This window comes from Pseudomonas monsensis, assembly GCF_014268495.2.
In the GTDB taxonomy this organism is placed as follows: domain Bacteria; phylum Pseudomonadota; class Gammaproteobacteria; order Pseudomonadales; family Pseudomonadaceae; genus Aquipseudomonas; species Aquipseudomonas monsensis.
The window spans coordinates 1988884-2012408 of sequence record NZ_CP077087.1; the positions used below are offsets into that span (position 1 = coordinate 1988884).

General features: G+C 60.5%; 25 protein-coding genes and 1 pseudogene. 25 read left to right on the top strand and 1 reads right to left on the bottom strand.

Going from position 1 to position 23525, the window contains the following annotated elements:
- Positions 1–62: 62 nt before the first annotated feature.
- The 24 genes from fliD to flhB all read left to right on the top strand — a co-directional run bounded on the left by fliD (position 63) and on the right by flhB (position 22215).
- Positions 63–1493, top strand: a complete 1431-nt coding sequence (fliD, locus tag HV782_RS08660; protein ID WP_123465739.1) for a flagellar filament capping protein FliD — start codon at positions 63–65, stop codon at positions 1491–1493.
- Between the two features lie 129 nt (positions 1494–1622).
- Positions 1623–2018 (top strand): flagellar export chaperone FliS, encoded by a 396-nt coding sequence (gene fliS, locus HV782_RS08665; protein WP_123465741.1) that lies wholly within the window; start codon positions 1623–1625, stop codon positions 2016–2018.
- Between the two features lie 10 nt (positions 2019–2028).
- Complete coding sequence (fliT, locus tag HV782_RS08670) at positions 2029–2325, top strand: flagellar protein FliT (protein WP_123465743.1); 297 nt, start codon at positions 2029–2031, stop codon at positions 2323–2325.
- Between the two features lie 172 nt (positions 2326–2497).
- On the top strand, positions 2498–3973 hold the full coding sequence (locus HV782_RS08675) for a sigma-54 dependent transcriptional regulator (protein WP_003222863.1): 1476 nt from the start codon (positions 2498–2500) through the stop codon (positions 3971–3973).
- Positions 3974–4101: 128 nt separating this feature from the next.
- On the top strand, positions 4102–5295 hold the full coding sequence (locus tag HV782_RS08680; RefSeq protein WP_186748335.1) for a sensor histidine kinase: 1194 nt from the start codon (positions 4102–4104) through the stop codon (positions 5293–5295).
- 5 nt (positions 5296–5300) lie between these two features.
- On the top strand, positions 5301–6692 hold the full coding sequence (locus tag HV782_RS08685; RefSeq protein ID WP_186748322.1) for a sigma-54-dependent transcriptional regulator: 1392 nt from the start codon (positions 5301–5303) through the stop codon (positions 6690–6692).
- Between the two features lie 249 nt (positions 6693–6941).
- Positions 6942–7271 (top strand): flagellar hook-basal body complex protein FliE, encoded by a 330-nt coding sequence (fliE, locus tag HV782_RS08690; protein WP_123465749.1) that lies wholly within the window; start codon positions 6942–6944, stop codon positions 7269–7271.
- Between the two features lie 15 nt (positions 7272–7286).
- The gene (gene fliF / locus HV782_RS08695; protein ID WP_186748323.1) at positions 7287–9074 is read left to right on the top strand and encodes a flagellar basal-body MS-ring/collar protein FliF; all 1788 of its coding nucleotides are present in this window, start codon (positions 7287–7289) and stop codon (positions 9072–9074) included.
- On the top strand, positions 9067–10086 hold the full coding sequence (gene fliG / locus HV782_RS08700) for a flagellar motor switch protein FliG (RefSeq protein ID WP_007920042.1): 1020 nt from the start codon (positions 9067–9069) through the stop codon (positions 10084–10086). Before fliF ends, fliG begins: the two co-directional genes overlap by 8 nt.
- A gap of 4 nt (positions 10087–10090) precedes the next feature.
- Entirely contained in the window at positions 10091–10894 is an 804-nt protein-coding gene (gene fliH, locus HV782_RS08705; RefSeq protein ID WP_186748324.1) for a flagellar assembly protein FliH, read from the top strand.
- Positions 10884–12242 carry a flagellar protein export ATPase FliI gene (gene fliI / locus HV782_RS08710; protein WP_123465755.1) on the top strand — a complete coding sequence of 453 codons (1359 nt, stop codon included), beginning with the start codon at positions 10884–10886 and terminating at the stop codon, positions 12240–12242. Before fliH ends, fliI begins: the two co-directional genes overlap by 11 nt.
- A 6-nt stretch (positions 12243–12248) precedes the next feature.
- Positions 12249–12698 (top strand): flagellar export protein FliJ, encoded by a 450-nt coding sequence (gene fliJ, locus HV782_RS08715; RefSeq protein ID WP_123465757.1) that lies wholly within the window; start codon positions 12249–12251, stop codon positions 12696–12698.
- Positions 12699–12791: 93 nt separating this feature from the next.
- Complete coding sequence (locus HV782_RS08720; RefSeq protein WP_186748325.1) at positions 12792–13097, top strand: STAS domain-containing protein; 306 nt, start codon at positions 12792–12794, stop codon at positions 13095–13097.
- Between the two features lie 5 nt (positions 13098–13102).
- Positions 13103–14806, top strand: coding sequence for an ATP-binding SpoIIE family protein phosphatase (locus HV782_RS08725; protein ID WP_186748326.1), 1704 nt, complete (start codon positions 13103–13105; stop codon positions 14804–14806).
- Between the two features lie 31 nt (positions 14807–14837).
- Entirely contained in the window at positions 14838–15185 is a 348-nt protein-coding gene (locus HV782_RS08730) for an Hpt domain-containing protein (RefSeq protein ID WP_186748327.1), read from the top strand.
- Between the two features lie 106 nt (positions 15186–15291).
- A complete protein-coding gene (locus tag HV782_RS08735) occupies positions 15292–16650 on the top strand; it encodes a flagellar hook-length control protein FliK (protein ID WP_186748328.1) in 1359 nt (452 codons plus the stop codon).
- Between the two features lie 162 nt (positions 16651–16812).
- On the top strand, positions 16813–17316 hold the full coding sequence (gene fliL, locus HV782_RS08740; RefSeq protein WP_123465767.1) for a flagellar basal body-associated protein FliL: 504 nt from the start codon (positions 16813–16815) through the stop codon (positions 17314–17316).
- 9 nt (positions 17317–17325) lie between these two features.
- Positions 17326–18294 (top strand): flagellar motor switch protein FliM, encoded by a 969-nt coding sequence (gene fliM, locus HV782_RS08745; RefSeq protein ID WP_003222890.1) that lies wholly within the window; start codon positions 17326–17328, stop codon positions 18292–18294.
- Positions 18295–18350: 56 nt separating this feature from the next.
- Entirely contained in the window at positions 18351–18809 is a 459-nt protein-coding gene (gene fliN, locus HV782_RS08750; protein ID WP_123465769.1) for a flagellar motor switch protein FliN, read from the top strand.
- Complete coding sequence (gene fliO, locus HV782_RS08755) at positions 18810–19259, top strand: flagellar biosynthetic protein FliO (RefSeq protein WP_186748329.1); 450 nt, start codon at positions 18810–18812, stop codon at positions 19257–19259.
- A complete protein-coding gene (gene fliP, locus HV782_RS08760; RefSeq protein WP_123465773.1) occupies positions 19259–20017 on the top strand; it encodes a flagellar type III secretion system pore protein FliP in 759 nt (252 codons plus the stop codon). The genes fliO and fliP overlap by 1 nt, the downstream gene beginning before the upstream one ends.
- Positions 20014–20283: a flagellar biosynthesis protein FliQ gene (gene fliQ, locus HV782_RS08765; protein WP_123465775.1), complete on the top strand. Its 270-nt coding sequence runs from the start codon at positions 20014–20016 to the stop codon at positions 20281–20283. The genes fliP and fliQ overlap by 4 nt, the downstream gene beginning before the upstream one ends.
- Positions 20284–20286: 3 nt before the next feature.
- On the top strand, positions 20287–21072 hold the full coding sequence (gene fliR / locus HV782_RS08770; protein WP_186748330.1) for a flagellar biosynthetic protein FliR: 786 nt from the start codon (positions 20287–20289) through the stop codon (positions 21070–21072).
- Positions 21073–21075: 3 nt separating this feature from the next.
- Positions 21076–22215 (top strand): flagellar biosynthesis protein FlhB, encoded by a 1140-nt coding sequence (flhB, locus tag HV782_RS08775; RefSeq protein WP_128616048.1) that lies wholly within the window; start codon positions 21076–21078, stop codon positions 22213–22215.
- Positions 22216–22440: 225 nt separating this feature from the next.
- On the opposite strand, the pseudogene HV782_RS28945 reads toward flhB, so the two are convergent.
- A pseudogene (locus HV782_RS28945) lies at positions 22441–22515 on the bottom strand (DUF6124 family protein); the annotation flags it as partial.
- A gap of 615 nt (positions 22516–23130) precedes the next feature.
- On the opposite strand from HV782_RS28945, the gene HV782_RS08780 reads away from it, so the two are divergent.
- Entirely contained in the window at positions 23131–23433 is a 303-nt protein-coding gene (locus HV782_RS08780) for a reverse transcriptase domain-containing protein (RefSeq protein WP_186748331.1), read from the top strand.
- Positions 23434–23525: the final 92 nt, after the last annotated feature.

Below are 23525 nucleotides of genomic sequence, written 5' to 3' on the forward strand. Positions count from 1 at the left end.
GCTATGTTCTTTTGGGCGTTGTAGTGGTCAAAAGGCCGGCGACACACTGAAGGGAGTTCCACATGGCAAGTCCAATTCTACCGGGCACGGGTTTAGGCTCCGGCCTTGATACCGGTGCTATCGTCAAAGCTCTGGTAAACGCTGACAAAGCGGCCAAGCAAGGTCAGATCGACCGTGGGACTGCGACCAACACCGCAAGCATTTCCGGTATTGGTACCTTGAAGTCGCTGATGACGGCTTTCACCCAGACCTTGACGGATCTGGGCAGTCTCTCCAATCCGCAGTTTCCGGGTTTTGCTGCAACCTCCTCTGATCCAAAGATCCTCGGCGCCACTGCCGGCAACACGGCGGTCAATGGTAACTACGTTGTGACCGTCGGCAAGCTGGCCACCTCCTCGAAGGTCGCCAGTGCCGCTTTTGCAGGTGGTAACACCAGTCCGATTACGGCTGGCACGCTGACCATCAAGCAGGGTACTGGCACATACAACCTCGACATCAAGGCTGGGGCGACACTGCAATCGGTGCGCGACTCGATCAACGGTGACGACAAGCTCAAGAGCGCAGGCATCAGTGCCAACATCGTCACTGACTCCTTTGGTTCGCGTCTGGTACTGGGTTCTACTACCACGGGTGCGGGTTCCGACATTTCCGTCAGCGGAATTTCCGAGCTGGCCATCAATGGTGGCACGGTAATCGGTACCAGCGGTTCGCCGATGACGGCGACGTCCGCCGGTTCCATTGGTGCTCTGGCGATCGATGCCGAATTCACCATCGACGGCATGGCCCTGACCAGCAAGAGCAATACCGTCGACAAGGCTGTTTCCGGCCTGACCTTGAATCTGGTAGCGACCGGTACCTCCACTGTCACCGTCGCCAGCAACAACGATGGCTTGAAGGCTTCCATTCAGAAGTTCGTCGATGCCTACAATGCTCTGGCCAACGGCATCACTGCGCTGACCAAGCCTTCCCTGGACGATGATGGCAAGCCGACCGTTGCGGCGGCTCTGACTGGCGACGCCTTGCCGCGTTCGATCCTGTCGGCCATCCGCGAACCTCTGTCGCAAACCGGTTCGGGCGACAAGCTGACCGTTCTGGCGCAACTGGGCATCACCACCGATCAGAAAACCGGTGCGCTCACTTTTGACAGCACCAAGTTCACCGCTGCCATGAATGACAAGAAGCTGGGTGGCGAAGTCCAGAAGATGTTCGTTGGCGAGTTGGGTTCTGACAACGGTCTGCTCAAGCGCATGCAAAAAGCGATTACGCCGTTCTCCACTACTGGTGGGATTCTGGATCAGCGCACCACCAGTCTGAACAAGACCAAGACCAAACTGACCAATGATCAGGCTGCGCTCGATCGTCGTATCGAAACCCTGACCGCTGTACTGACCAAAAAGTACAACGACATGGACACCCTTGTCGGCAAGCTGAAGGCCACCGCCAGCAACATCACGTCGATGTTCGAGGCGTTGACCGCTCAACAGAAAGGCTAAGGCCTGAAACGCCAAAAGCCCGGCAGCGTTTTTCTACGCTCCGGGCTTTTTGCATTTGAATCTAAAGTTTTTTGACGCGTCGTCGATACCCTTGATATGCGTACCATAGAAATTTTGATGAGGTAGAACATGAATCCGATGTTAGCCCTTCGCCAATACCAGAAGATTGGCGCTCAGGCCCAGACTTCCGAAGCCAGCCCGCACCGCCTGGTGCAGATGCTGATGGAGGGCGGTCTTGATCGTATCGCTCAGGCCAAAGGCGCCATGGAGCGCAAGGACATCCCGAACAAGGGCATCCTGATCGGTAAAGCCATCGGCATCATCGGTGGTCTGCTTGAAGGGCTTGATCTGGAGAATCGGTCGGAACAGGTTGGCGAATTGGCTAATCTCTACGAATACATGATGAAGCGTCTGACCGAAGCCAACGCCAAGACCGATCCAAAGATCCTCGACGAAGTCGCTGACCTGCTGCGTACGGTCAAGGACGGCTGGGATGCCATCGGCACGCCGGCTCCACAGTTTTAAGGAGATCACCATGAGTCTTGTATTGCAGCGAATCGAAGAAACCCGCGAGGCTCTGGTCGGTGCTCTGGCCGAGCGCAACTGGGAAGCCATCAGCGAGCTGGACATGGCTTGCCGTTCCTGCATGGAAGACGTCTTGAGTGAAGCTTCGGTGGACGAGGCCGCGTTGCGCGACAACCTTGAGGAGTTGCTCGGGGTTTACAAGCGGTTGCTGGATGCAGCGACCGGTGAGCGGCAGGCGATAGTCGATGAGATGTCGCAGATCACCCAAGCGCAGAACGCGGCAAAGGTTTACCATCTGTTTGGTTAATTAACCCCCAGTTAATCCAGACATGTGCGCCATAAATTTGACTGTGCACGGTTTTTTGACTTAACTAGTGGCTGTTTTCAGATTTCAGGCGTCTACAGGCACATGGTGTCCTGCAAGCGTCTCGCTTGCCCCATTTTTCGGGCATTGAGTTGACTAGGGAAGTTGCTATTGCATGTGGCGTGAAACCAAAATTCTGCTGATTGATGACGATAGCGTCCGCCGCCGCGACCTGGCGGTGATCTTGAATTTTCTTGGCGAAGAAAATTTGCCCTGCGGCAGCCATGACTGGCAGCAGGCTGTCGGCTCTTTGTCATCAAGTCGTGAAGTCATTTGCGTACTGATCGGGACGGTGAATGCTCCTGGTGCGCTTTTGGGCTTGTTAAAGACACTCTCGACATGGGATGAGTTCCTTCCGGTTTTGTTAATGGGTGATAATTCTTCCGTTGACCTGCCTGAAGACCAGCGTCGCCGCGTGCTGTCGACCCTCGAAATGCCGCCCAGCTACAGCAAGTTGCTCGACTCCCTGCATCGCGCCCAGGTCTATCGCGAAATGTACGACCAGGCCCGCGAGCGCGGCCGGCATCGCGAACCCAATCTGTTCCGCAGCCTCGTCGGCACCAGCCGGGCGATTCAACACGTCCGGCAGATGATGCAGCAAGTGGCTGACACCGACGCCAGCGTGCTGATCCTGGGCGAGTCCGGTACCGGCAAGGAAGTGGTCGCGCGCAACCTGCATTACCATTCCAAGCGCCGCGACGCACCGTTCGTCCCGGTCAACTGCGGGGCGATCCCGGCAGAGCTGCTGGAAAGCGAACTGTTCGGTCATGAGAAGGGCGCCTTCACCGGCGCGATCACCAGCCGTGCCGGGCGTTTCGAGCTGGCCAACGGCGGTACGCTGTTCCTCGACGAAATCGGCGACATGCCGTTGCCGATGCAGGTCAAGCTGCTGCGCGTGCTGCAGGAGCGTACCTTCGAGCGCGTGGGCAGCAACAAGACCCAGAGTGTCGACGTGCGCATCATCGCGGCGACCCACAAGAATCTCGAAAGCATGATCGAGATCGGCACCTTCCGCGAAGACCTCTACTATCGCCTCAACGTGTTCCCGATCGAGATGGCGCCGCTGCGTGAGCGCGTCGAAGACATCCCGTTGCTGATGAACGAACTGATCTCGCGCATGGAGCACGAGAAGCGCGGTTCGATCCGCTTCAACTCGGCGGCGATCATGTCGCTGTGCCGTCACGGCTGGCCGGGCAACGTCCGCGAACTGGCCAACCTGGTCGAGCGCATGGCGATCATGCATCCCTACGGGGTGATCGGCGTGGTCGAGTTGCCGAAGAAATTCCGCTACGTCGATGACGAAGACGAGCAGATGGTCGACAGCCTGCGCAGCGATCTCGAAGAGCGCGTGGCCATCAACGGCCATACCCCGGACTTCACCGCCAATGCCATGTTGCCGCCGGAAGGCCTGGACCTGAAGGACTACCTCGGTGGTCTGGAACAGGGCCTGATCCAGCAGGCGCTGGACGATGCCAACGGCATTGTGGCGCGTGCGGCCGAACGCCTGCGCATTCGTCGTACCACGCTGGTGGAAAAGATGCGCAAGTACGGCATGAGCCGGCGGGAAGGCGATGAACAGGCAGATGATTGACGCCTGTTTTTCAAGCACCTCATTTATAAGCAGTTTTTTTTAGGCACGGGTATTGCTACATCCCTCGCAACGTTCCGTTTAACTGACGGTCAGCCAAGCGAGAGAGCACAATGCCCCAAGCCGCCCAGATGTCTCCTGCCTCCAGCTCCGAGGGGCAGCCGTCCTCCGTAGAGCAGGCCAGCCGACAGGGTCTTGAGCAGGCGTTCGCCTTGTTCAATCAGATGTCCAGCCAGCTGACCGATTCTTACAGCATGCTCGAAGCGCGGGTCACCGAGCTCAAGGGTGAACTGGCCGTGGTCAGTGCCCAGCGCATGCAGGAACTGGCGGAAAAAGAGCGTCTGGCCAACCGCCTGCAACACCTGCTTGATCTGTTGCCGGGTGGCGTTATCGTGATTGACGGCCATGGCATCGTCCGTGAGGCCAACCCGGCGGCCATCGACCTGCTCGGGCTTCCGCTGGAAGGCGAGTTGTGGCGTCACGTCATCACCCGTTGCTTCGCCCCGCGTGAAGACGACGGTCATGAAATTTCCCTGAAAAACGGTCGACGCCTGTCGATTGCCACCCGCTCCCTGGATGCCGAGCCGGGGCAGTTGGTGCTGCTCAATGACCTGACAGAAACCCGTCACCTGCAAGATCAACTGGCGCGTCACGAGCGCCTGTCTTCGCTGGGGCGCATGGTCGCCTCGCTGGCCCATCAGATCCGCACACCGCTTTCCGCAGCGTTGCTCTACGCCAGTCATTTGACCGAACAGGAACTGCCGGTCGCCACCCAGCAGCGCTTTGCCGGGCGTCTCAAGGAGCGCTTGCATGAGCTGGAGCATCAGGTGCGCGACATGCTGGTGTTCGCCCGTGGCGAGCTGCCGCTGACCGATCGCATCACCCCCAATGCCTTGATGCAGTCGCTGCAAGCCGCGGCGTTGACCCATGTGCAGGACTTGCCCGTTCGCTGGCAATGCGACAGTCATGTCGGCGAGTTGCTGTGCAACCGCGACACGCTGGTCGGGTCCATTTTGAACCTGATTGAAAACGCGATTCAGGCCAGTGACGGCAACGTGCGCCTGAAAGTGCACTGCTACACCCGCGATAACACCCTGCGTTTGTGCGTCAGCGACAGTGGCAGCGGTATTGATCCGGTTGTGCTCGAGCGGCTTGGCGAGCCGTTTTTCACGACCAAAGTCACCGGCACCGGCCTCGGCCTGACCGTGGTCAAGGCAGTCGCCCGGGCACATCAGGGAGAATTGCAGATGCGTTCGCGGGTCGGGCGCGGCACGTGCGCGCAGGTGATTCTGCCGCTGTTTTCCGCTGGACAGGGAGCTGAGTGAAGGTCATGGGCATCAAGGTTTTGCTGGTCGAGGATGACCGCTCGTTGCGCGAGGCGCTGGCCGATACGCTGTTGCTGGCCGGCCATGATTACCAGGCCGTCGGCAGCGCTGAAGAAGCGTTGACGGCGGTGGCGCGTGAAGCGTTCAGCCTGGTGCTCAGCGACGTCAACATGCCCGGCATGGATGGCCATCAATTGCTCGCACTGTTGCGGGCCCGGCAGCCGCAACTGCCGGTGTTGCTGATGACCGCCCACGGCGCTGTCGAGCGTGCGGTGGATGCAATGCGCCAGGGGGCGGCGGATTATCTGGTCAAGCCGTTCGAGCCCAAGGCCTTGCTTGACCTGGTCGCCCGGCATGCTTTGGGCAACCTCGGCGCCAGCGACGCTGAAGGTCCGATCGCGGTCGAACCTGCCAGCGCGCAGTTGCTGGAACTGGCCGCGCGGGTGGCGCGCAGCGATTCCACGGTGCTGATCTCTGGCGAGTCCGGCACTGGCAAGGAGGTGCTGGCGCGCTACATTCACCAGCAATCCCATCGCGCCAGTCAGCCCTTCATTGCGATCAATTGCGCGGCCATCCCGGACAACATGCTCGAAGCGACATTATTCGGTCATGAGAAGGGGGCGTTCACCGGCGCCATCGCAGCGCAAGCGGGCAAGTTCGAGCAGGCCGATGGCGGCACGCTGTTGCTCGACGAAATCTCTGAAATGCCCCTCGGCCTGCAAGCCAAGTTGCTGCGCGTGTTGCAGGAACGCGAAGTGGAGCGGGTCGGTGCGCGCAAACCGATCAGTCTCGACATCCGTGTGGTCGCCACCACCAACCGCGATCTGGCGGGCGAAGTGGCGGCGGGGCGGTTCCGTGAAGACCTTTATTACCGTCTGTCGGTTTTCCCGTTGGCCTGGCGTCCACTTCGTGAGCGCACTGCCGATATCTTGCCGCTGGCGGAGCGCTTGCTGGCCAAACACGTCAATAAAATGAAGCATGCTGCGGCGAAACTTTCGCCCGCGGCGCAGGCGTGCCTGACGGGCTACGCGTGGCCGGGCAACGTGCGCGAACTGGATAACGCCATTCAGCGTGCGCTGATCCTGCAACAGGGCGGCCTGATTCAGCCGCAGGATTTCTGTCTGGCAGGGCCGGTGACATTCGCCGCGTTGCCGGTATCGGCGCCTACGCCAGGCGTGGTGCGTGAAGTTGAAATCGAAGCGGATTCGGCCGGCGCGCTGGGTGATGACCTGCGTCGCCGCGAGTTCCAGATGATCATCGACACCCTGCGCAGCGAGCGCGGGCGGCGCAAGGAAGCGGCGGAAAAGCTCGGCATCAGTCCGCGCACCCTGCGCTACAAACTGGCGCAAATGCGCGATGCCGGGATGGACGTCGAAGGTTATCTGTTCGCCACCTGAAAGTTGACGCTGGCAAATGTGGGAGGGGGCTTGTTCCCGAAAGCGCTGTGTCATTCACGGATGATGTGATTGACCTGCCAGCTTCGGGACCAAGTCGCCTCCCACGGCCGTTACGGTGATTCAGCGCTGGCCGGGAGCCCGGAACGGCTTTTATGAAACAGGTCAGCCGAGCTGGCACCCTTGTTGCTAACACCTGTGTACCCGCCGAGTGAGTGTCAAAAAATTGCGGGCCGCCCAAGAGAGTAGACCATGAGCCAAGGTATTGAATTTAATCGGTTGATGATGGACATGAAGGCCATGCAAATGGATGCCATGTCTGCGCCGAAATCGACTGCCGCCGTCCCTGAACTGGCAGGTAGCAGCTTTTCCGACATGCTCGGTCAGGCCATCAACAAAGTGAACGATACCCAGCAGGCGTCGACCCAGTTGGCCAACGCATTTGAAATCGGCAAAAGCGGCGTCGATCTGACGGACGTGATGATTTCTTCGCAGAAAGCCAGCGTGTCGTTCCAGGCTCTGACCCAGGTGCGCAACAAACTGGTTCAAGCCTATCAAGACATCATGCAGATGCCGGTTTAAGGACGAGATTGAGTCATGGCAGAAGCAGTCGCCGATAACGTTCCGGCCAAGGTCACCCCGATAGACGGCAAACCGCCGCTGTTCGGCCTGTCCTTCCTGGAAAACCTCTCCGAGATGACCATGCTGCGTCAGGTGGGCCTGTTGGTCGGCCTGGCTGCGAGCGTAGCGATTGGCTTTGCCGTGGTGCTGTGGTCGCAGCAGCCGGATTACCGTCCGTTGTACGGCAGCCTTGCCGGCATGGACGCCAAGCAGGTCATGGACACCCTGGCCTCCGCCGATATTCCCTACACCGTCGAGCCGAACTCCGGCGCCTTGCTGGTCAAGGCCGACGACCTGTCCCGTGCGCGGATGAAACTCGCGGCCGCTGGTGTCACTCCCAGCGACGGCAACATCGGTTTCGAAATCCTCGACAAGGAACAGGGTCTGGGCACCAGCCAGTTCATGGAAGCCACCCGCTACCGTCGCGGCCTCGAAGGCGAATTGGCGCGCACCATTTCCAGTCTGAACAACGTCAAGGGTGCCCGCGTGCACCTGGCGATTCCGAAGAGCTCGGTGTTCGTGCGTGATGAGCGCAAGCCAAGTGCTTCGGTTCTGGTTGAACTGTACAGCGGCCGTTCGCTGGAGCCGGGGCAGGTGGTCGCGATCATCAACCTGGTGGCTACGTCCGTCCCTGAACTGAGCAAATCGCAGATCACCGTCGTCGATCAGAAGGGCAACCTGCTCTCCGATCAGGCGGAAAACTCCGAAATGACCATGGCCGGCAAGCAGTTCGATTACAGCCGCCGCATGGAAAGCATGCTCACCCAGCGCGTGCACAACATTCTGCAACCGGTACTGGGCAACGATCGCTACAAGGCTGAAGTGTCGGCCGATGTCGATTTCAGTGCCGTCGAATCGACCGCCGAGCAGTTCAACCCGGATCAGCCGGCGTTGCGCAGCGAGCAGTCGGTCAACGAACAACGCACCGCCAGCAATGGCCCGCAAGGTGTGCCGGGTGCCCTGAGCAACCAGCCGCCGTCGCCAGCCTCGGCGCCGCAAACCACCGGTGGCACCGCAGCGCCGGCCGGCATGATTCAACCCGGTCAGCCACTGGTCGATGCCAACGGTCAGCAAATCATGGACCCGGCCACCGGCCAGCCTATGCTTGCACCGTACCCGGCGGACAAGCGTCAACAATCCACCAAGAACTTCGAGCTTGACCGTTCCATCAGCCACACCAAACAGCAGCAGGGTCGCCTGAATCGTCTGTCGGTGTCGGTGGTGGTCGACGATCAGGTCAAGGTCAACCCGGCCAACGGTGAAACCAGCCGTGCGCCGTGGAGCGCCGACGAATTGGCGCGCTTCACCCGTCTGGTGCAGGACGCCGTCGGTTTCGATGCCAGCCGTGGTGACAGCGTCAGTGTGATCAACATGCCGTTCTCCGCCGAGCGCGGCGAAGTGGTCGCCGATATTCCGTTCTACTCCCAGCCATGGTTCTGGGACATCGTCAAACAAGTGCTGGGCGTGTTGTTCATCCTGGTGCTGGTGTTTGGTGTGCTGCGTCCGGTGTTGAACAACATCACTGGCGGTGGCAAAGGCAAGGAGCTGGCCGGTCTGGGCAGCGACGTGGAACTCGGTGGCATGGGCGGCCTGGACGGCGAACTGGCCAACGACCGCGTGAGCCTCGGTGGTCCGCAGAGCATTCTGTTGCCGAGCCCGAGCGAGGGTTATGACGCGCAGCTGAATGCAATCAAGAGTCTGGTGGCCGAAGATCCGGGTCGCGTGGCTCAGGTCGTGAAAGAGTGGATTAACGCAGATGAGTGATAACCGAGCCGCTACCGTCAAACTGAACAAGGTCGACAAAGCCGCGATTCTGCTGCTGTCCCTGGGTTCGACCGATGCCGCACAAGTGCTGCGTCACATGGGCCCGAAAGAGGTTCAGCGCGTCGGCGTGGCCATGGCGCAGATGGGCAACGTCCATCGCGAGCAGGTCGAGCAGGTCATGAGCGAGTTCGTCGACATCGTCGGCGACCAGACCAGCCTCGGCGTCGGCTCCGACGATTACGTGCGCAAAATGCTCACCCAGGCCCTGGGTGAAGACAAGGCCAACGGCCTGATCGACCGCATCCTGCTCGGTGGCAACACCAGCGGCCTCGACAGCCTGAAATGGATGGAACCACGCGCCGTCGCCGACGTGATCCGCTACGAGCACCCGCAGATCCAGGCCATCGTGGTTGCGTACCTCGACCCGGATCAGGCCGGTGAAGTGCTTGGCAACTTCGACCACAAAGTGCGTCTGGACATCATCCTGCGCGTCTCGTCGTTGAACACCGTGCAGCCAGCCGCACTGAAAGAGCTGAACCAGATTCTCGAGAAGCAGTTCTCCGGCAACTCGAATGCCTCGCGCACCACCCTGGGTGGCATCAAGCGTGCGGCAGACATCATGAACTTCCTCGACAGCTCGATCGAAGGCCAGCTCATGGATTCGATCCGCGAAGTCGACGAAGACCTGTCCGGTCAGATCGAAGACCTCATGTTCGTGTTCAACAACCTCGCCGACGTCGACGATCGCGGCATTCAGGCGCTGTTGCGCGAAGTCTCCTCCGATGTCCTGGTGCTGGCCCTCAAGGGTTCCGACGAAGGCGTCAAAGAGAAGATCTTCAAGAACATGTCCAAGCGTGCGGCCGAACTGTTGCGCGACGACCTCGAGGCCAAAGGCCCGGTGCGCGTCAGCGACGTGGAAACCGCGCAGAAAGAAATCCTCACCATTGCCCGTCGTATGGCCGAAGCCGGCGAGATCGTGCTCGGTGGCAAGGGCGGCGAGGAAATGATCTAAGCCCATGGACAAGCATGACGATGTAACGGATCTGATCCGTGCCCGGGATGTTCGCGGTTTCGAATCCTGGACCATGCCCAGCTTCGATCCGCCGGCACCGGAACCCGAGCCGGAGCCGGAGCCCGAACCGCCGGAAATGGAAGAAGTGCCGCTGGAAGAAGTCCAGCCACTGACCCTGGAAGAACTCGAGAGCATCCGTCAGGAGGCTTACAACGAGGGCTTCGCCATCGGCGAAAAAGAAGGTTTTCACAGCACCACGCTGAAGGTGCGTCAGGAAGCTGAAGTCGCGCTGGCGGCGAAAATCGCCAGCCTCGAGCAACTGATGAGCCACCTGTTCGAACCGATTGCCGAGCAGGACACGCAGATCGAAAAGTCTCTGGTCGACCTCGTTCAGCACATCACCCGACAAGTGATCAGGCGCGAGCTGGCCATCGACTCGAGCCAGATCGAACACGTCATGCGCGATGCCCTCAAGCTGTTGCCGCTGGGCGTGGAAAACGTGCGCCTGTACGTCAATCCGCAGGACTTCGCCCAGGTCAAAGCCCTGCGCGAACGCCATGAGGAAAACTGGCGCATCGTCGAAGACGAAACGCTGCTGCCGGGCGGCTGCCGGGTCGAAACCGAGCACAGCCGCATCGACGCAAGCATCGAGTCGCGGGTCAGTCAGGTCATGGCCAAACTGTTCGATCAGTTGCACGAACAGGCCCTGCACCCGGCCGCTGCCGATTTGAGTCTGGATATTCCCGAGGACGCCAAACCGGCCGTCAGCCCTGACGCGCCGCTCGCGGACACCGCCGATGCGCCTTGAACGCACCAGTTTCGCCAAGCGCCTGAGCACCTACGCCGAAGCCACTGAAATTGCCGGTGCGCCGATCCTTGAAGGCCGCCTGCTGCGCATGGTCGGCCTGACGCTGGAGGCCGAAGGCCTGCGCGCTGCCATGGGCACCCGCTGCATGGTGATCAATGACGACACTTACCACCCGTCCCAGGTGGAAGCGGAAGTCATGGGTTTCTCCGGCAACAAAGTCTTCCTGATGCCGGTCGGCAGTGTTGCCGGTATTGCCCCGGGCGCCCGCGTGGTGCCACTGGCCGACGCCGGGCGTTTGCCGATGGGCATGAGCATGCTCGGCCGCGTACTCGACGGCGCCGGTCGTGCGCTGGACGGCAAGGGCAGCATGAAGGCCGAAGACTGGGTGCCGATGGATGGCCCGACGATCAACCCGCTCAACCGTGATCCGATCAGCGTGCCGCTGGACGTCGGCATCCGTTGCATCAACGGTTTGTTGACGGTCGGTCGGGGCCAGCGTCTGGGCCTGTTCGCCGGTACCGGTGTCGGTAAATCCGTGCTGCTGGGCATGATGACCCGCTTCACCGAGGCCGACATCATCGTCGTCGGGCTGATCGGTGAGCGGGGTCGAGAAGTTAAAGAATTCATCGAGCACATTCTCGGTGAAGAAGGTCTCAAGCGCTCCGTGGTCGTCGCATCCCCTGCGGACGATGCGCCGTTGATGCGTCTGCGTGCGGCGATGTATTGCACGCGAATCGCCGAGTATTTCCGCGACAAGGGCAAGAACGTCCTGTTGCTGATGGACTCGCTGACCCGTTTCGCCCAGGCCCAGCGGGAAATCGCCCTGGCCATTGGCGAGCCCCCGGCGACCAAGGGCTATCCGCCCTCGGTGTTCGCCAAACTGCCGAAACTGGTGGAGCGTGCGGGTAATGCGGAGAAGGGGGGCGGCTCGATCACCGCGTTCTACACCGTATTGTCCGAGGGCGATGACCAGCAGGACCCGATTGCCGACTCGGCGCGGGGTGTGCTCGACGGCCACATCGTGCTGTCCCGGCGTCTGGCCGAAGAAGGTCATTACCCGGCCATCGACATTGAAGCGTCGATCAGCCGGGTAATGCCGGCGGTGGTTGGCATCAAGCACATGAACCATGCGCAGATGTTCAAGCAATACTGGTCGCGCTATCAGCAGAGTCGCGACCTGATCAGCGTCGGCGCTTACGTGGCCGGGGGTGACCGCGAAACCGACACGGCGATCAATCTGCATCCGGCCATGACGATGTACCTGCGCCAGGGGCTCAACGACAACGTTAACCTGGGCTCCAGTGAAAACCATCTGGCTTCGCTCTTCGCCCCGGCTCCCGGCGGTTAACCGATCATGGCCCTGAGTCGAGCCGCGCGTCTGGCGCCGGTGGTGGACATGGCCGAGAAGGCCGAGAAAGCCGCCGTGCAGCGCCTGGGGTATTTCCAGGGGCAGGTGAAAGTGGCGCAAAGCAAGCTCGCCGACCTCCACGCCTTTCGTCTGGATTATTCCGAGCAATGGATCGTACGCGGCAGCACCGGGGTAACCGGGCAATGGCTGCTGGGCTTTCAAGGCTTTCTCGCGCAACTCGACACCGCCGTCGATCAGCAGCGCCAGAGCCTGGTCTGGCACCAGAACAACCTCGAGAAGGCCCGTGAGGCCTGGCAACAGGCCTTCGCCCGCGTCGAAGGCTTGCGCAAGCTGGTGCAGCGTTATCGCGAAGAGGCGCAGCGGGCCGAGGACAAGCGCGAGCAGAAGCTGCTGGACGAACTGGCCCAGCGCTTGCCACGCCATGATTCGTTTTAAATCGCTCCCATTTGATCCGGCCTCCAGCCTTGCCCCAAACCTGTCCAAGTGCTAAACCTTGTACACGTTCGTCAATGACAAGGAAGCCAGTCAATGTCAGTCGTTACAGAAGTCTCTGCGGATGGAAAAAAACTGACGATCTCGGTCAGGGGGCGTTTCGATTTCGGCCGGCACCAGGAGTTTCGCGAAGCCTACGAGAGGGTTGACAAAAAACCCGGGTCCATTGTGGTTGACCTCAAAGAGGCCACCTATCTCGACAGCTCGGCGCTGGGCATGCTGCTCCTGCTGCGGGATCACGCCGGCGGCGATAACTCGGACGTGCGAGTCGTCAACAGCAGCTCCGACGTGAAAAAGATCCTCGCCATCTCCAATTTCGACAAACTGTTCGACATCAGTTGACGGCGATGCAGGCGCAAGAGCCGCTGACCATTCTGATTGCCGAAGACAGCGCCGCCGATCGCTTGCTGTTGTCGACCATCGTTCGCCGTCAGGGTCATGAAGTGCTGACGGCGGCCAACGGCGCCGAAGCGGTTGAAGTATTCCGTCAGCAGCAACCGCACCTGGTGCTGATGGACGCGATGATGCCGGTGATGGATGGGTTTCAGGCGGCACAGCAGATCAAGGTGCTGGCCGGGGAAACCCTGGTGCCGATCATCTTTCTGACCTCGCTCACCGAAAGCGAGGCGCTGGCGCGTTGTCTGGAGGCCGGTGGCGACGATTTTCTGGCGAAGCCTTACAATCAGGTGATTCTTGCCGCCAAAATCAAGGCGATGGATCGCTTGCGCCGCTTGCAGGCTACGGTCCTGCAACAGCGCGACCTGATCGCCCGACACCACGATTACCTGCTTAACGAACAACGCGTGGCCAAAGCGGTGTTCGACAAGGTCGCGCATTCCGGCTGCCTGAGCGCACCGAACATCCGCTACCTGCAATCGCCTTATGCGCTGTTCAATGGCGATCTGTTGCTGGCCGCGTACACGCCGGCCGGAGACATGCACGTCCTGCTCGGCGATTTTACCGGCCACGGTCTGCCGGCGGCGGTGGGCGCGATGCCTCTGGCCGAAGTGTTCTACGGCATGACCGCCAAAGGCTATGGCCTGGCCGAAACCCTGCGCGAAATGAATGCCAAGCTCAAACGCATCCTGCCGGTGGACATGTTCTGCTGCGCGACATTGTTGTGCCTGAGTTTTCAGCGTCGCTCGGTGGAGGTGTGGAACGGCGGCATGCCCGACGGGTATCTGCACCGGATTGCCACGGGCGAGCGTGAGCCGCTGGCTGCGCGTCATTTGCCGTTGGGGGTGCTGAGTCCGCAGGCGTTTGACGATCGTACGGAAGTGCACTCGATGGCGGTCGGTGATCGGGTGTTTCTGCTCTCCGATGGAGTCATCGACACCAGTGATGCCAACGATCAGTTGTTCGGCGTCGAACGCTTGCAGCGGGTGTTCGCCGCCAGTCGTGAGCCTGATCGGCTGTTTGACGATATCGAGCAGGCGCTGTGCGATTTTCGTGGTGAGGCACGTGACGATGTGAGCATGGTCGAGGTCAGTCTGCTGGCGCCGGTACAGGTTCGTCTGCCGGCTCCGGTGTATTCCGACAGCGGCCAATCCTGCCCGCTGGACTGGTCGGTGAGCTTCGAGTTTCGCGGCGCCACGCTCCAGCGCTTCAATCCTTTGCCCTATCTTTTGCAACTGCTTCTGGAGGTGCATGGCTTGCGGGCACAAAGCGGTGCGCTGTACAGCGTGCTTGCCGAACTGTATTCCAATGCGCTGGAACACGGTGTGCTCGGGCTCGATTCCAGCCTCAAGCGCGACGCCGAGGGTTTTGCTCGTTATTACCAGCAGCGCAACGCGAGGCTGGAGGCGTTGCAGGAAGGCTTCGTGCGCGTGCATTTGCAGGTGTTGCCGCACGGCGAGGGTGGGCGTCTGATCATTCGGGTCGAAGACAGTGGCAAGGGTTTCGATGTGGCCCGGATCATGGAGCGCCCCCTCGACGGCGTCCGTCTGTCGGGGCGAGGTGTCAGCCTGGTCCGGCAATTGGGGCATAACGCCAGTTGGTCGGACGAAGGTCGTAGTGCCCGCGTGGAGTTTTTCTGGGAGGTTCAGGCATAATCCGCGCAATTCTTGATCAAGGAGTGAACAAGTGACTGACAAACATGTGGATCGCGAGGCCTTGAGCCTCTTGCGCGAAGTCATGGAGGACGGCTATCCGGAACTGCTGGATACCTTTCTGGCTGATTCCGAAAGTCGCTTGCATGAGCTGCAAAAGACCGCTGATGCCAAGGTGTTGTCCGAGGTTGCCCACAGTTTCAAGGGCAGCGCCAGCAACATGGGCGCTGTGCGCCTGGCAGAACTCTGTCAGGAGCTGGAGGCCGAGGCCAAAGACAAGAGCCCCTCGGAAATTGCCAGGCTGGTCGCTGATATCAGCAGCGAGTTCTGCGAAGTACGCCCGGTTTATGAAGGCGAGCGGCAACACGCACTGACCCACTGAAAGCCGCCGTCCGGCGCTTTTATCGAGTGTCGGGTGAAACTGGCCCGGCACTTGCAGTTATCTCGTCCAACTGTACCTACGATCCCAGTGCAGCGGAGACCGTGTTATGCCTGCGACCCCCAATATTCTTCTTCAGACCGCCGCTCAGGCCAAGGCGCAAGCCGCCTCGTCCAAAGCGCCGGCGACGGCCGCAGACGCCGGGGACAAGGCTTCGAGCTTCGCTCAGGTATTCGCCGATCAGGCCCCTGCCAAGCCCGCCGTGAGCGCCGACAACCCGGCGAAACCACCGCGGGACAAGGCGGCCGATAACAGCGGCAAAAAGGACGTCGGCCAAGACCAGTCTGCCGCCCCGCAACCGCCGGTTGCCGATAGCGGCAAAGCGTTGCCTGCCGACAAGCCGGCAGCGAGTGACGACCAGAGCGCCAGCGATGACACCCGCGATACTGCGCAAACGCCGGTGGCCGATACCGCGCCAGTGGATCCGACACTGGATCCGGCGCTGGCCGTCGCCGTGCAGCCGGCGGTGACGCCGCCCGTCGTGCAGGCGCCAGTGGTTGCAACGCCGGCACCGGCAGCCAGCGAAGCGCCGGCGGTGGCGGTCTTGCCGAATGCGGTCAAAGACCCGGCGCCCGACAGTGCTTTCGACCCAGAAGCCGATCCGCTCGATGCGTTGCCCGTCGTACGCATGGCGATGGAGCAGGGCGGGCACATTTCCGCCGCCAGCCAGGCCCAGCCGAAAGCCACGCCTGCGCAGGCTCAGGCTGATGGCGAGCTGACTTCGGCGCAGAACTTCGCCGCCGGCATGGCCAGCATGCTCGACGTGCAGGCCGACAAGGACAGCACCAGCCAGGGTGGCGAAAAAGCATTCAGCGGGCTGATCGAAGATGGCCTCAAAGACCTGAAAGCCGCCACCAGCGATACGCGTGTCGATGACTTCGCCAACCGTCTGGCGGCGCTGACCCAGGCGGCGACGCCGAAGACCGCGAACGCCGTTCCGGTGAATCAGCCGATCGCCATGCATCAGAGCGGCTGGACCGAAGAAGTGGTCAACCGCGTCATGTACCTGTCGAGCGCCAACCTGAAGGCGGCGGACATTCAATTGCAGCCCGCGGAACTGGGGCGTCTGGATATCCGCGTGAACATGGTGCCGGATCAGCAGACGCAAGTGACGTTCATGAGCGCGCACCCAAGTGTGCGTGAAGCGCTGGACGGGCAGATGCATCGCCTGCGCGACATGTTCACCCAGCAGGGCATGGGTCAGGTCGACGTCAACGTGTCCGATCAGGGGCGTGGCTGGCAGGGTCAAGGCCAGGAGCAGGCGCAGCAGGGCCAGACTGGGCGCACCAGCGCTGCGGGTGGTCGTCTGGACTCGGCTGAAGAAGAATTGACGCCGGCGGCTGTGGCTGAGGCGGCTGCTCAAACCACCAGCGTGATCGGCTCCAGCGCCGTCGACTATTACGCCTGATACACCCTCCCTGAAATCTGTGGGGGCTGGCAAGCCAGCTCCCACAGGCGCTTGCATCGATTCACCATTCCCTCTCGTCCTGTGCTCCGACACTTCTGGCATAACACTTGCTCTTGCCTTGCGGTGCGACTGTGAAAACCCGATTAGTGACGGATTATTGGCATGGCGAAGAGCGAAGCAGCAGCTGTAAAAGACCCCGCGACCAAAGGCAAACTCAAGATGATCATCCTGATCGTGGTGGCTCTGCTGCTGGCGATCGGTGTGTCCGTGGGCGCAACCTGGTACTTCATGCACAGTGCTCAGAGCAAACCTGCCGCAGCGGCCGAAGCCGCGCCGGTCGGCAAGCAGCCGGCGATCTTCGAGCCGATGGCGCCGGCGTTTGTCGCCAACTTCAACCAGAACGGCCGTCAGCGCTACATGCAGGTGAGCATCACCATGCTGGCGCGTAATCAGGCTGATCTCGAAGCGCTCAAAGTGCACATGCCGGTGATCCGCAACAACCTGGTAATGCTCTTCTCCGGTCAGGATTTCGCCACACTGGCGACCCCGGTCGGCCAGGAGATGCTGCGCCAGAAGGCCACAGCCAGCGTCCAGGAAGTGGCGCAGAAAGAGCTGGGCAAAGTGGTGATCGAACAGTTGCTTTTCACTAATTTCGTACTGCAGTAGGAACACGACATGGCCGTGCAGGATCTGCTGTCCCAGGATGAAATCGACGCGCTGTTGCATGGTGTCGACGATGGTCTGGTACAGACCGATAACGCTGCCGAACCCGGCAGTGTCAAAAGCTACGACCTGACCAGCCAGGATCGCATCGTCCGTGGACGCATGCCGACTCTGGAAATGATCAACGAGCGTTTTGCCCGTTACACCCGCATCAGCATGTTCAACATGCTGCGCCGCTCGGCAGACGTTGCCGTCGGTGGCGTCCAGGTGATGAAATTCGGCGAATACGTGCACTCGCTGTACGTGCCGACCAGCCTCAACCTGGTCAAGATCAAACCGCTGCGCGGCACCGCACTGTTCATCCTCGACGCCAAACTGGTGTTCAAACTGGTGGACAACTTCTTCGGCGGCGACGGCCGTCACGCCAAGATCGAAGGGCGTGAATTCACCCCGACCGAACTGCGCGTAGTACGCATGGTGCTGGAGCAGGCGTTCGTCGACTTGAAAGAAGCCTGGCAGGCGATCATGGAAGTCAACTTCGAGTACATCAACTCGGAAGTGAACCCGGCCATGGCCAACATCGTCGGCCCGAGCGAAGCGATTGTGGTCTCCACCTTCCACATCGAACTCGATGGCGGTGGCGGTGACCTGCACGTGACCATGCCGTACTCGATGATCGAGCCGGTGCGCGAAATGCTCGACGCCGGTTTCCAGTCGGACCTCGACGATCAGGACGAGCGCTGGGTCAACGCCCTGCGTCAGGACGTGCTCGATGTCGACGTACCGATCGGCGCCACCGTGGCCCGCCGTCAGTTGAAGCTGCGCGACATCCTGCACATGCAGCCGGGGGATGTGATCCCGGTGGAAATGCCGGAAGACATGATCATGCGCGCCAACGGCGTACCGGCCTTCAAGGTCAAGATGGGCTCGCACAAAGGCAACCTCGCGTTGCAGGTGATCGAGCCGATCGAGCGTCGCTGAAGCGCCGCTCTTATTCCCACGCATTTAACTGAATTGTTGCCCGCCGAGGACAAATGATGAACGACGATATGAACGCCCAGGACGATCAGGCACTGGCTGATGAATGGGCTGCGGCCCTGGAAGAGACCGGTGATGGCAGCCAGGCTGACATCGACGCACTGCTGGCCGCTGACGCCGGTACGGCCAGCTCCAACCGTCTGCCGATGGAAGAGTTCGGCAGCGTGCCGAAGAACAACGATCCGGTGACGCTGGACGGTCCGAACCTGGACGTGATCCTCGACATTCCGGTGTCGATTTCGATGGAAGTCGGCAGCACCGACATCAACATCCGCAACCTGCTGCAACTGAACCAGGGGTCGGTGATCGAGCTCGATCGTCTGGCCGGTGAGCCATTGGACGTACTGGTCAACGGTACGCTGATCGCGCACGGCGAAGTGGTGGTGGTCAACGAGAAGTTCGGCATCCGCCTGACCGACGTGATCAGCCCAAGCGAACGCATCAAGAAGCTGCGCTGAGTGAAACGGTTTCTCTGGGCGTTGCTGGCGTTGCCATTGAGCGTGCTGGCGGCGGAACCGGCCGCCGCACCTGCCGCCGCAGCCGCCGCACCGGCGGTCAACAGCGGTGTGGCCGGGCAACTGACGCAACTGGTGTTCGGCTTGCTGTTGGTGCTGGGGCTGATCTTTTTCCTCGCCTGGCTGTTGCGCCGTGTGCAGCAGGCCGGTCCTGCCGGCAAGGGCCAGGTGATCGAACTGATCGGTTCGCGCGCCCTCGGGCCGCGTGACCGGCTGATGCTGGTGCAGGTCGGCAACGAACAGATTCTGCTCGGCCTGAGCCCCGGCACCATCACCGCGCTGCACGTGCTCAAGGAGCCGGTGCCGGTGCCGGCGACCAGCGAGAAAGCCACTCCGGAGTTTGCCCAGCATCTGTTGAAGATGCTCGGCAAGGATCAGAAGGATAAGAAGTAATGGGTGCGCTACGCATCGTCTTGACGCTGGCCCTGTTGCTGGCCGCGCCGCTGGCGTTCGCCGCCGATCCGTTGTCGATCCCGGCGATCACGCTGGGCACCAACGCCGACGGCGCGCAGGAGTATTCGGTCAGCCTGCAGATCCTGCTGATCATGACCGCGCTGAGCTTCATTCCGGCGTTCGTCATGCTGATGACCAGTTTCACCCGGATCATCATTGTCTTCTCGATCCTGCGTCAGGCCCTTGGCCTGCAACAGACGCCGTCGAACCAGATCCTCACCGGCATGGCGCTGTTTCTGACGCTGTTCATCATGGCCCCGGTGTTCGATCGGGTGAACAACGATGCGCTGCAGCCGTACCTGGCGGAAAAACTCACCGCGCAACAGGCAGTGGAAAAGGCCCAGGTGCCGATCAAGGACTTCATGCTCGCCCAGACCCGCAGCAGCGATCTGGAGCTGTTCATGCGCTTGTCCAAGCGCACGGATATCGCCACGCCGGATCAGGCGCCGCTGACTATTCTGGTGCCGGCCTTCGTCACTTCGGAGCTTAAAACCGCGTTCCAGATCGGCTTCATGATCTTCATTCCGTTCCTGATCATCGACCTGGTCGTGGCCAGTGTGCTGATGGCGATGGGGATGATGATGCTCTCGCCGCTGATCATTTCCCTGCCGTTCAAGATCATGCTGTTTGTCCTGGTGGATGGTTGGGCGCTGATTATCGGCACCCTGGCGAGCAGCTTCGGCGGTGTCTCGCCATGACCCCTGAAGTTGCGGTCGACATTTTCCGCGAAGCATTGTGGCTGACCACGCTGATGGTCGCGGTGCTGGTGATTCCGAGCCTGTTGGTCGGCCTGTTGGTGGCAATGTTCCAGGCCGCCACGCAAATCAACGAACAGACCCTGAGTTTCCTGCCGCGACTGCTGGTGATGCTGGTAACGCTGATCGTCGCCGGCCCGTGGCTGGTGCAGACTTTCATGGAATACATCATCCAGCTGTACCACAACATCCCGATGGTCATTGGCTAAGCCATGCAATCGTTGCTTCAGCTGACCGACACCCAGATCAGTACCTGGGTGGCGACATTCATGTTGCCGCTGTTTCGCGTCGGCGCGGTGCTGATGGTCATGCCGGTGTTCGGTACGACCCTGGTGCCGAAGCGCATTCGGCTGTACTTCGCCCTGGCAATTACTGTGGTGATCGCGCCCAACCTGCCGCCGATGCCGGCGGTCAATGCGCTGGACCTGAGCGGCTTGCTGCTGATTGCCGAGCAGATTCTGATCGGCGCGATTCTCGGCTTTTCCCTGCAACTGTTTTTCCAGGCCTTTGTGGTGGCCGGGCAGATTGTCGCGATCCAGATGGGCATGGGATTCGCCTCGATGGTCGACCCCACCAACGGCGTGTCGGTGGCGGTGATCGGGCAGTTCTTCACCATGCTGGTGACCTTGCTGTTCCTGTCGATGAACGGCCACCTGGTGGTGTTCGAAGTCCTCACCGAGAGTTTCACCACGCTGCCGGTCGGCAGCGGTCTGATGACCGCACATTACTGGGAGCTGGCCGGCAAACTCGGCTGGGTCCTGGGTGCGGCACTGTTGCTGGTCTTGCCGGCGATCACGGCGCTGCTGGTGGTCAACATCGCCTTTGGCGTCATGACCCGCGCGGCGCCGCAACTGAACATCTTCTCCATCGGTTTCCCGCTGACCCTGGTGCTCGGCCTGTTCATCGTCTGGGTCGGTCTGGCGGACATTCTCAACCAGTATCAACCGCTGGCCGCCGAGGCTCTGCAGTTTTTACGCGAACTGTCACAGGCGCGCTGAGTCATGGCTGAGAGCGAAAGCGGTCAGGACAAAACAGAAGACCCCACGGAGAAACGCAAAAAGGATTCCCGTGAAAAGGGTGAGGTTGCGCGCTCCAAAGAGCTCAACACCCTCGCGGTGATGCTGGCCGGCGCCGGTGGCCTGCTGATTTTCGGCGGCATGCTCGCGCAGGATCTGATGGAGCTGATGCGCATGAACTTCTCGCTGTCGCGGGAAGTGATCATGGATCAACGCTCGATGGGCACCTTTCTCCTGCATTCAGGGAAGATCGCCCTGGTGGCGATTCAGCCGATCATGATCACCTTGCTGCTCGCTGCACTGCTGGGGCCGATCGCCCTCGGTGGCTGGCTGTTTGCCGCCGGTTCCATGGCGCCCAAGTTCAGCCGGATGAACCCCGGCGCCGGTCTCAAGCGCATGTTTTCGATGAAGGCGATTGTCGAGCTGCTCAAGGCGCTGGCGAAGTTTTTCATCGTGCTGGCGGTGGCGCTCGTGGTGTTGTCGTCGGACGTCGACGACCTGCTGCGCATTGCCCATGAGCCGCTGGACCAGGCGATCATTCACAGCGTCTTGCTGGTCGGCTGGAGCACATTGTGGATGGCCTGCGGGTTGATCCTGATCGCGGCGGTGGACGTGCCGGTGCAGATCTGGGAGAGCATGAAAAAGCTCAAGATGACCAAGCAGGAAGTGCGCGACGAGCACAAGGATCAGGAAGGCCGGCCCGAGGTCAAGCAGCGGATCCGTCAGGTGCAGCGCGAGATGTCCCAGCGGCGGATGATGGCGGCGATTCCCGATGCCGACGTGGTCATCACCAACCCGACCCACTACGCTGTGGCGCTCAAGTACGACTCGGAGAAGGGCGGGGCACCGGTGCTGCTGGCCAAGGGCAGCGACTTCCTCGCACTGAAAATCCGCGAAATCGCCGTGGCCAACAACGTCATGCTCCTCGAATCGCCGGCCCTGGCGCGTTCGATCTACTACTCCACCGAGCTGGAGCAGGAAATCCCCGGCGGGCTGTATCTGGCTGTCGCTCAGGTGTTGGCCTACGTCTACCAGATCCGCCAGCACCGTGCGGGCAAGGGCAAGCGCCCGGACCCGCTCAAGGACGATTTGCCGATTCCGCCGGATCTGCGGCGTGATTCCTGACTCTGCCGTGATGAAACAAAAAAACCGCCGTCCCGATTGAACCGGGCGGCGGTTTTTTTATGCCTGAAGACTTGTGCTGGCTGTGAGGCCGTCATCGCGGGCAAGCCTGCTCCCACAGGAGGCGGTGTTGCTCACAAACCTGTATTTACACGCAGAACCTGTGGGCTTGCCCGCGATGGCGTCAGCGGCCACAACGCCTTGCTCAGTCCTTGTCACAGATCCCTGCTATTGAGGCAATTGCAGATTATCCAGTGCCCGGTTCACCGCCAGCTCGCTCAGCATGATCAGTTGCGCAATGGTGAAGCTCCTTGGTAAATGGAGCTGCTGCCTATTGCTACCAAACATTAGGGTGGCGGCTGAACGCAGGTTGGTAGACCGGGCACCAAGGAAAACCCAGCGCGCCATAACAAGTCGGTCGACGAAAAAACATCGACAGAATGCAATTGCCGGCGCTGTGCGCCTCGGTTAACTCGGACTATCAAACCCGATCACTGTTTCTCAGTGACAGGGAAACGATATAGCCCGCTTCAGAGCTGCACAAGCCGGCGGATTTGGCGTAGCTGTAGGCAAAGGTGCAAGTCTGCGTGGCTTTACGGACACAGATTTAAACGCTATTAAACGATTATTGTGAATTGAGCTTAAACGAAAAAACCGCGCTCTCTTTTTACAGGAGTGCGGTTTTTAAGGTTGGGACTGGTAAATAAATGCGTCCCGAATGGTACTTCCCAGTCACCGCTTTGTGTTCAGAACCGATGTCAATTCCTACTATGCCTCCATTTCGCATCAGCGACTGATGGCTGATCTGGCACTGCAGGTGCAGGATCCATGCCTTCTCGACGTGGTCGCGCAATGCCTCACGCGCACTGCCGAGCGCGGTGGCGTATTTTGGGATCACACGCGAGGCATTCCCTTGGCGTGCTCACTCAGTCCTCTGCGGGCGGTTTCTACTTATCCCGTTTGGATGTGGCCTTGATGCGGCCAGACGTGTTTTATTTACGCTATATGGATGACGTGCTGGTATTGGCACCGACACGCAATAAACTGCGTCAGGCTGTGCGTGTGGTCAATGACCTGTTTGAAGAGTTTGATCTACAAAAGCATCCCGACAAAACCTATGTCGGACGTATTGAACGGGGCTTCACTTTCCTGGGAAAGCGTTACCCCCGTCCAATAGCCACTTGTGTTAGTTTCTGTTCATCGAAAGAACGCCAGCTATAGGAGCAAACCTCACCCGCGTCCTCGGACGTGGATGAGGTGGATTAACGTTTTTTCGTATTAACCTATTGGCTATTTATGGGGTGATGGCTCGG

Coding starts and splice junctions, on each gene's coding strand:
- HV782_RS08725 (WP_186748326.1), top strand. CDS start 13,103: ATGCAGGCGCAAGAGCCGCTGACCATTCTGATTGCCGAAGACAGCGCC.
- fliH (WP_186748324.1), top strand. CDS start 10,091: ATGGACAAGCATGACGATGTAACGGATCTGATCCGTGCCCGGGATGTT.
- fliD (WP_123465739.1), top strand. CDS start 63: ATGGCAAGTCCAATTCTACCGGGCACGGGTTTAGGCTCCGGCCTTGAT.
- fliF (WP_186748323.1), top strand. CDS start 7,287: ATGGCAGAAGCAGTCGCCGATAACGTTCCGGCCAAGGTCACCCCGATA.
- fliN (WP_123465769.1), top strand. CDS start 18,351: ATGAACGACGATATGAACGCCCAGGACGATCAGGCACTGGCTGATGAA.
- fliR (WP_186748330.1), top strand. CDS start 20,287: ATGCAATCGTTGCTTCAGCTGACCGACACCCAGATCAGTACCTGGGTG.
- HV782_RS08720 (WP_186748325.1), top strand. CDS start 12,792: ATGTCAGTCGTTACAGAAGTCTCTGCGGATGGAAAAAAACTGACGATC.
- fliE (WP_123465749.1), top strand. CDS start 6,942: ATGAGCCAAGGTATTGAATTTAATCGGTTGATGATGGACATGAAGGCC.
- fliI (WP_123465755.1), top strand. CDS start 10,884: ATGCGCCTTGAACGCACCAGTTTCGCCAAGCGCCTGAGCACCTACGCC.
- fliQ (WP_123465775.1), top strand. CDS start 20,014: ATGACCCCTGAAGTTGCGGTCGACATTTTCCGCGAAGCATTGTGGCTG.
- fliJ (WP_123465757.1), top strand. CDS start 12,249: ATGGCCCTGAGTCGAGCCGCGCGTCTGGCGCCGGTGGTGGACATGGCC.
- HV782_RS08735 (WP_186748328.1), top strand. CDS start 15,292: ATGCCTGCGACCCCCAATATTCTTCTTCAGACCGCCGCTCAGGCCAAG.
- flhB (WP_128616048.1), top strand. CDS start 21,076: ATGGCTGAGAGCGAAAGCGGTCAGGACAAAACAGAAGACCCCACGGAG.
- fliS (WP_123465741.1), top strand. CDS start 1,623: ATGAATCCGATGTTAGCCCTTCGCCAATACCAGAAGATTGGCGCTCAG.
- HV782_RS08680 (WP_186748335.1), top strand. CDS start 4,102: ATGTCTCCTGCCTCCAGCTCCGAGGGGCAGCCGTCCTCCGTAGAGCAG.
- fliM (WP_003222890.1), top strand. CDS start 17,326: ATGGCCGTGCAGGATCTGCTGTCCCAGGATGAAATCGACGCGCTGTTG.
- HV782_RS08675 (WP_003222863.1), top strand. CDS start 2,498: ATGTGGCGTGAAACCAAAATTCTGCTGATTGATGACGATAGCGTCCGC.
- fliT (WP_123465743.1), top strand. CDS start 2,029: ATGAGTCTTGTATTGCAGCGAATCGAAGAAACCCGCGAGGCTCTGGTC.
- fliG (WP_007920042.1), top strand. CDS start 9,067: ATGAGTGATAACCGAGCCGCTACCGTCAAACTGAACAAGGTCGACAAA.
- HV782_RS08685 (WP_186748322.1), top strand. CDS start 5,301: ATGGGCATCAAGGTTTTGCTGGTCGAGGATGACCGCTCGTTGCGCGAG.
- fliP (WP_123465773.1), top strand. CDS start 19,259: ATGGGTGCGCTACGCATCGTCTTGACGCTGGCCCTGTTGCTGGCCGCG.
- fliL (WP_123465767.1), top strand. CDS start 16,813: ATGGCGAAGAGCGAAGCAGCAGCTGTAAAAGACCCCGCGACCAAAGGC.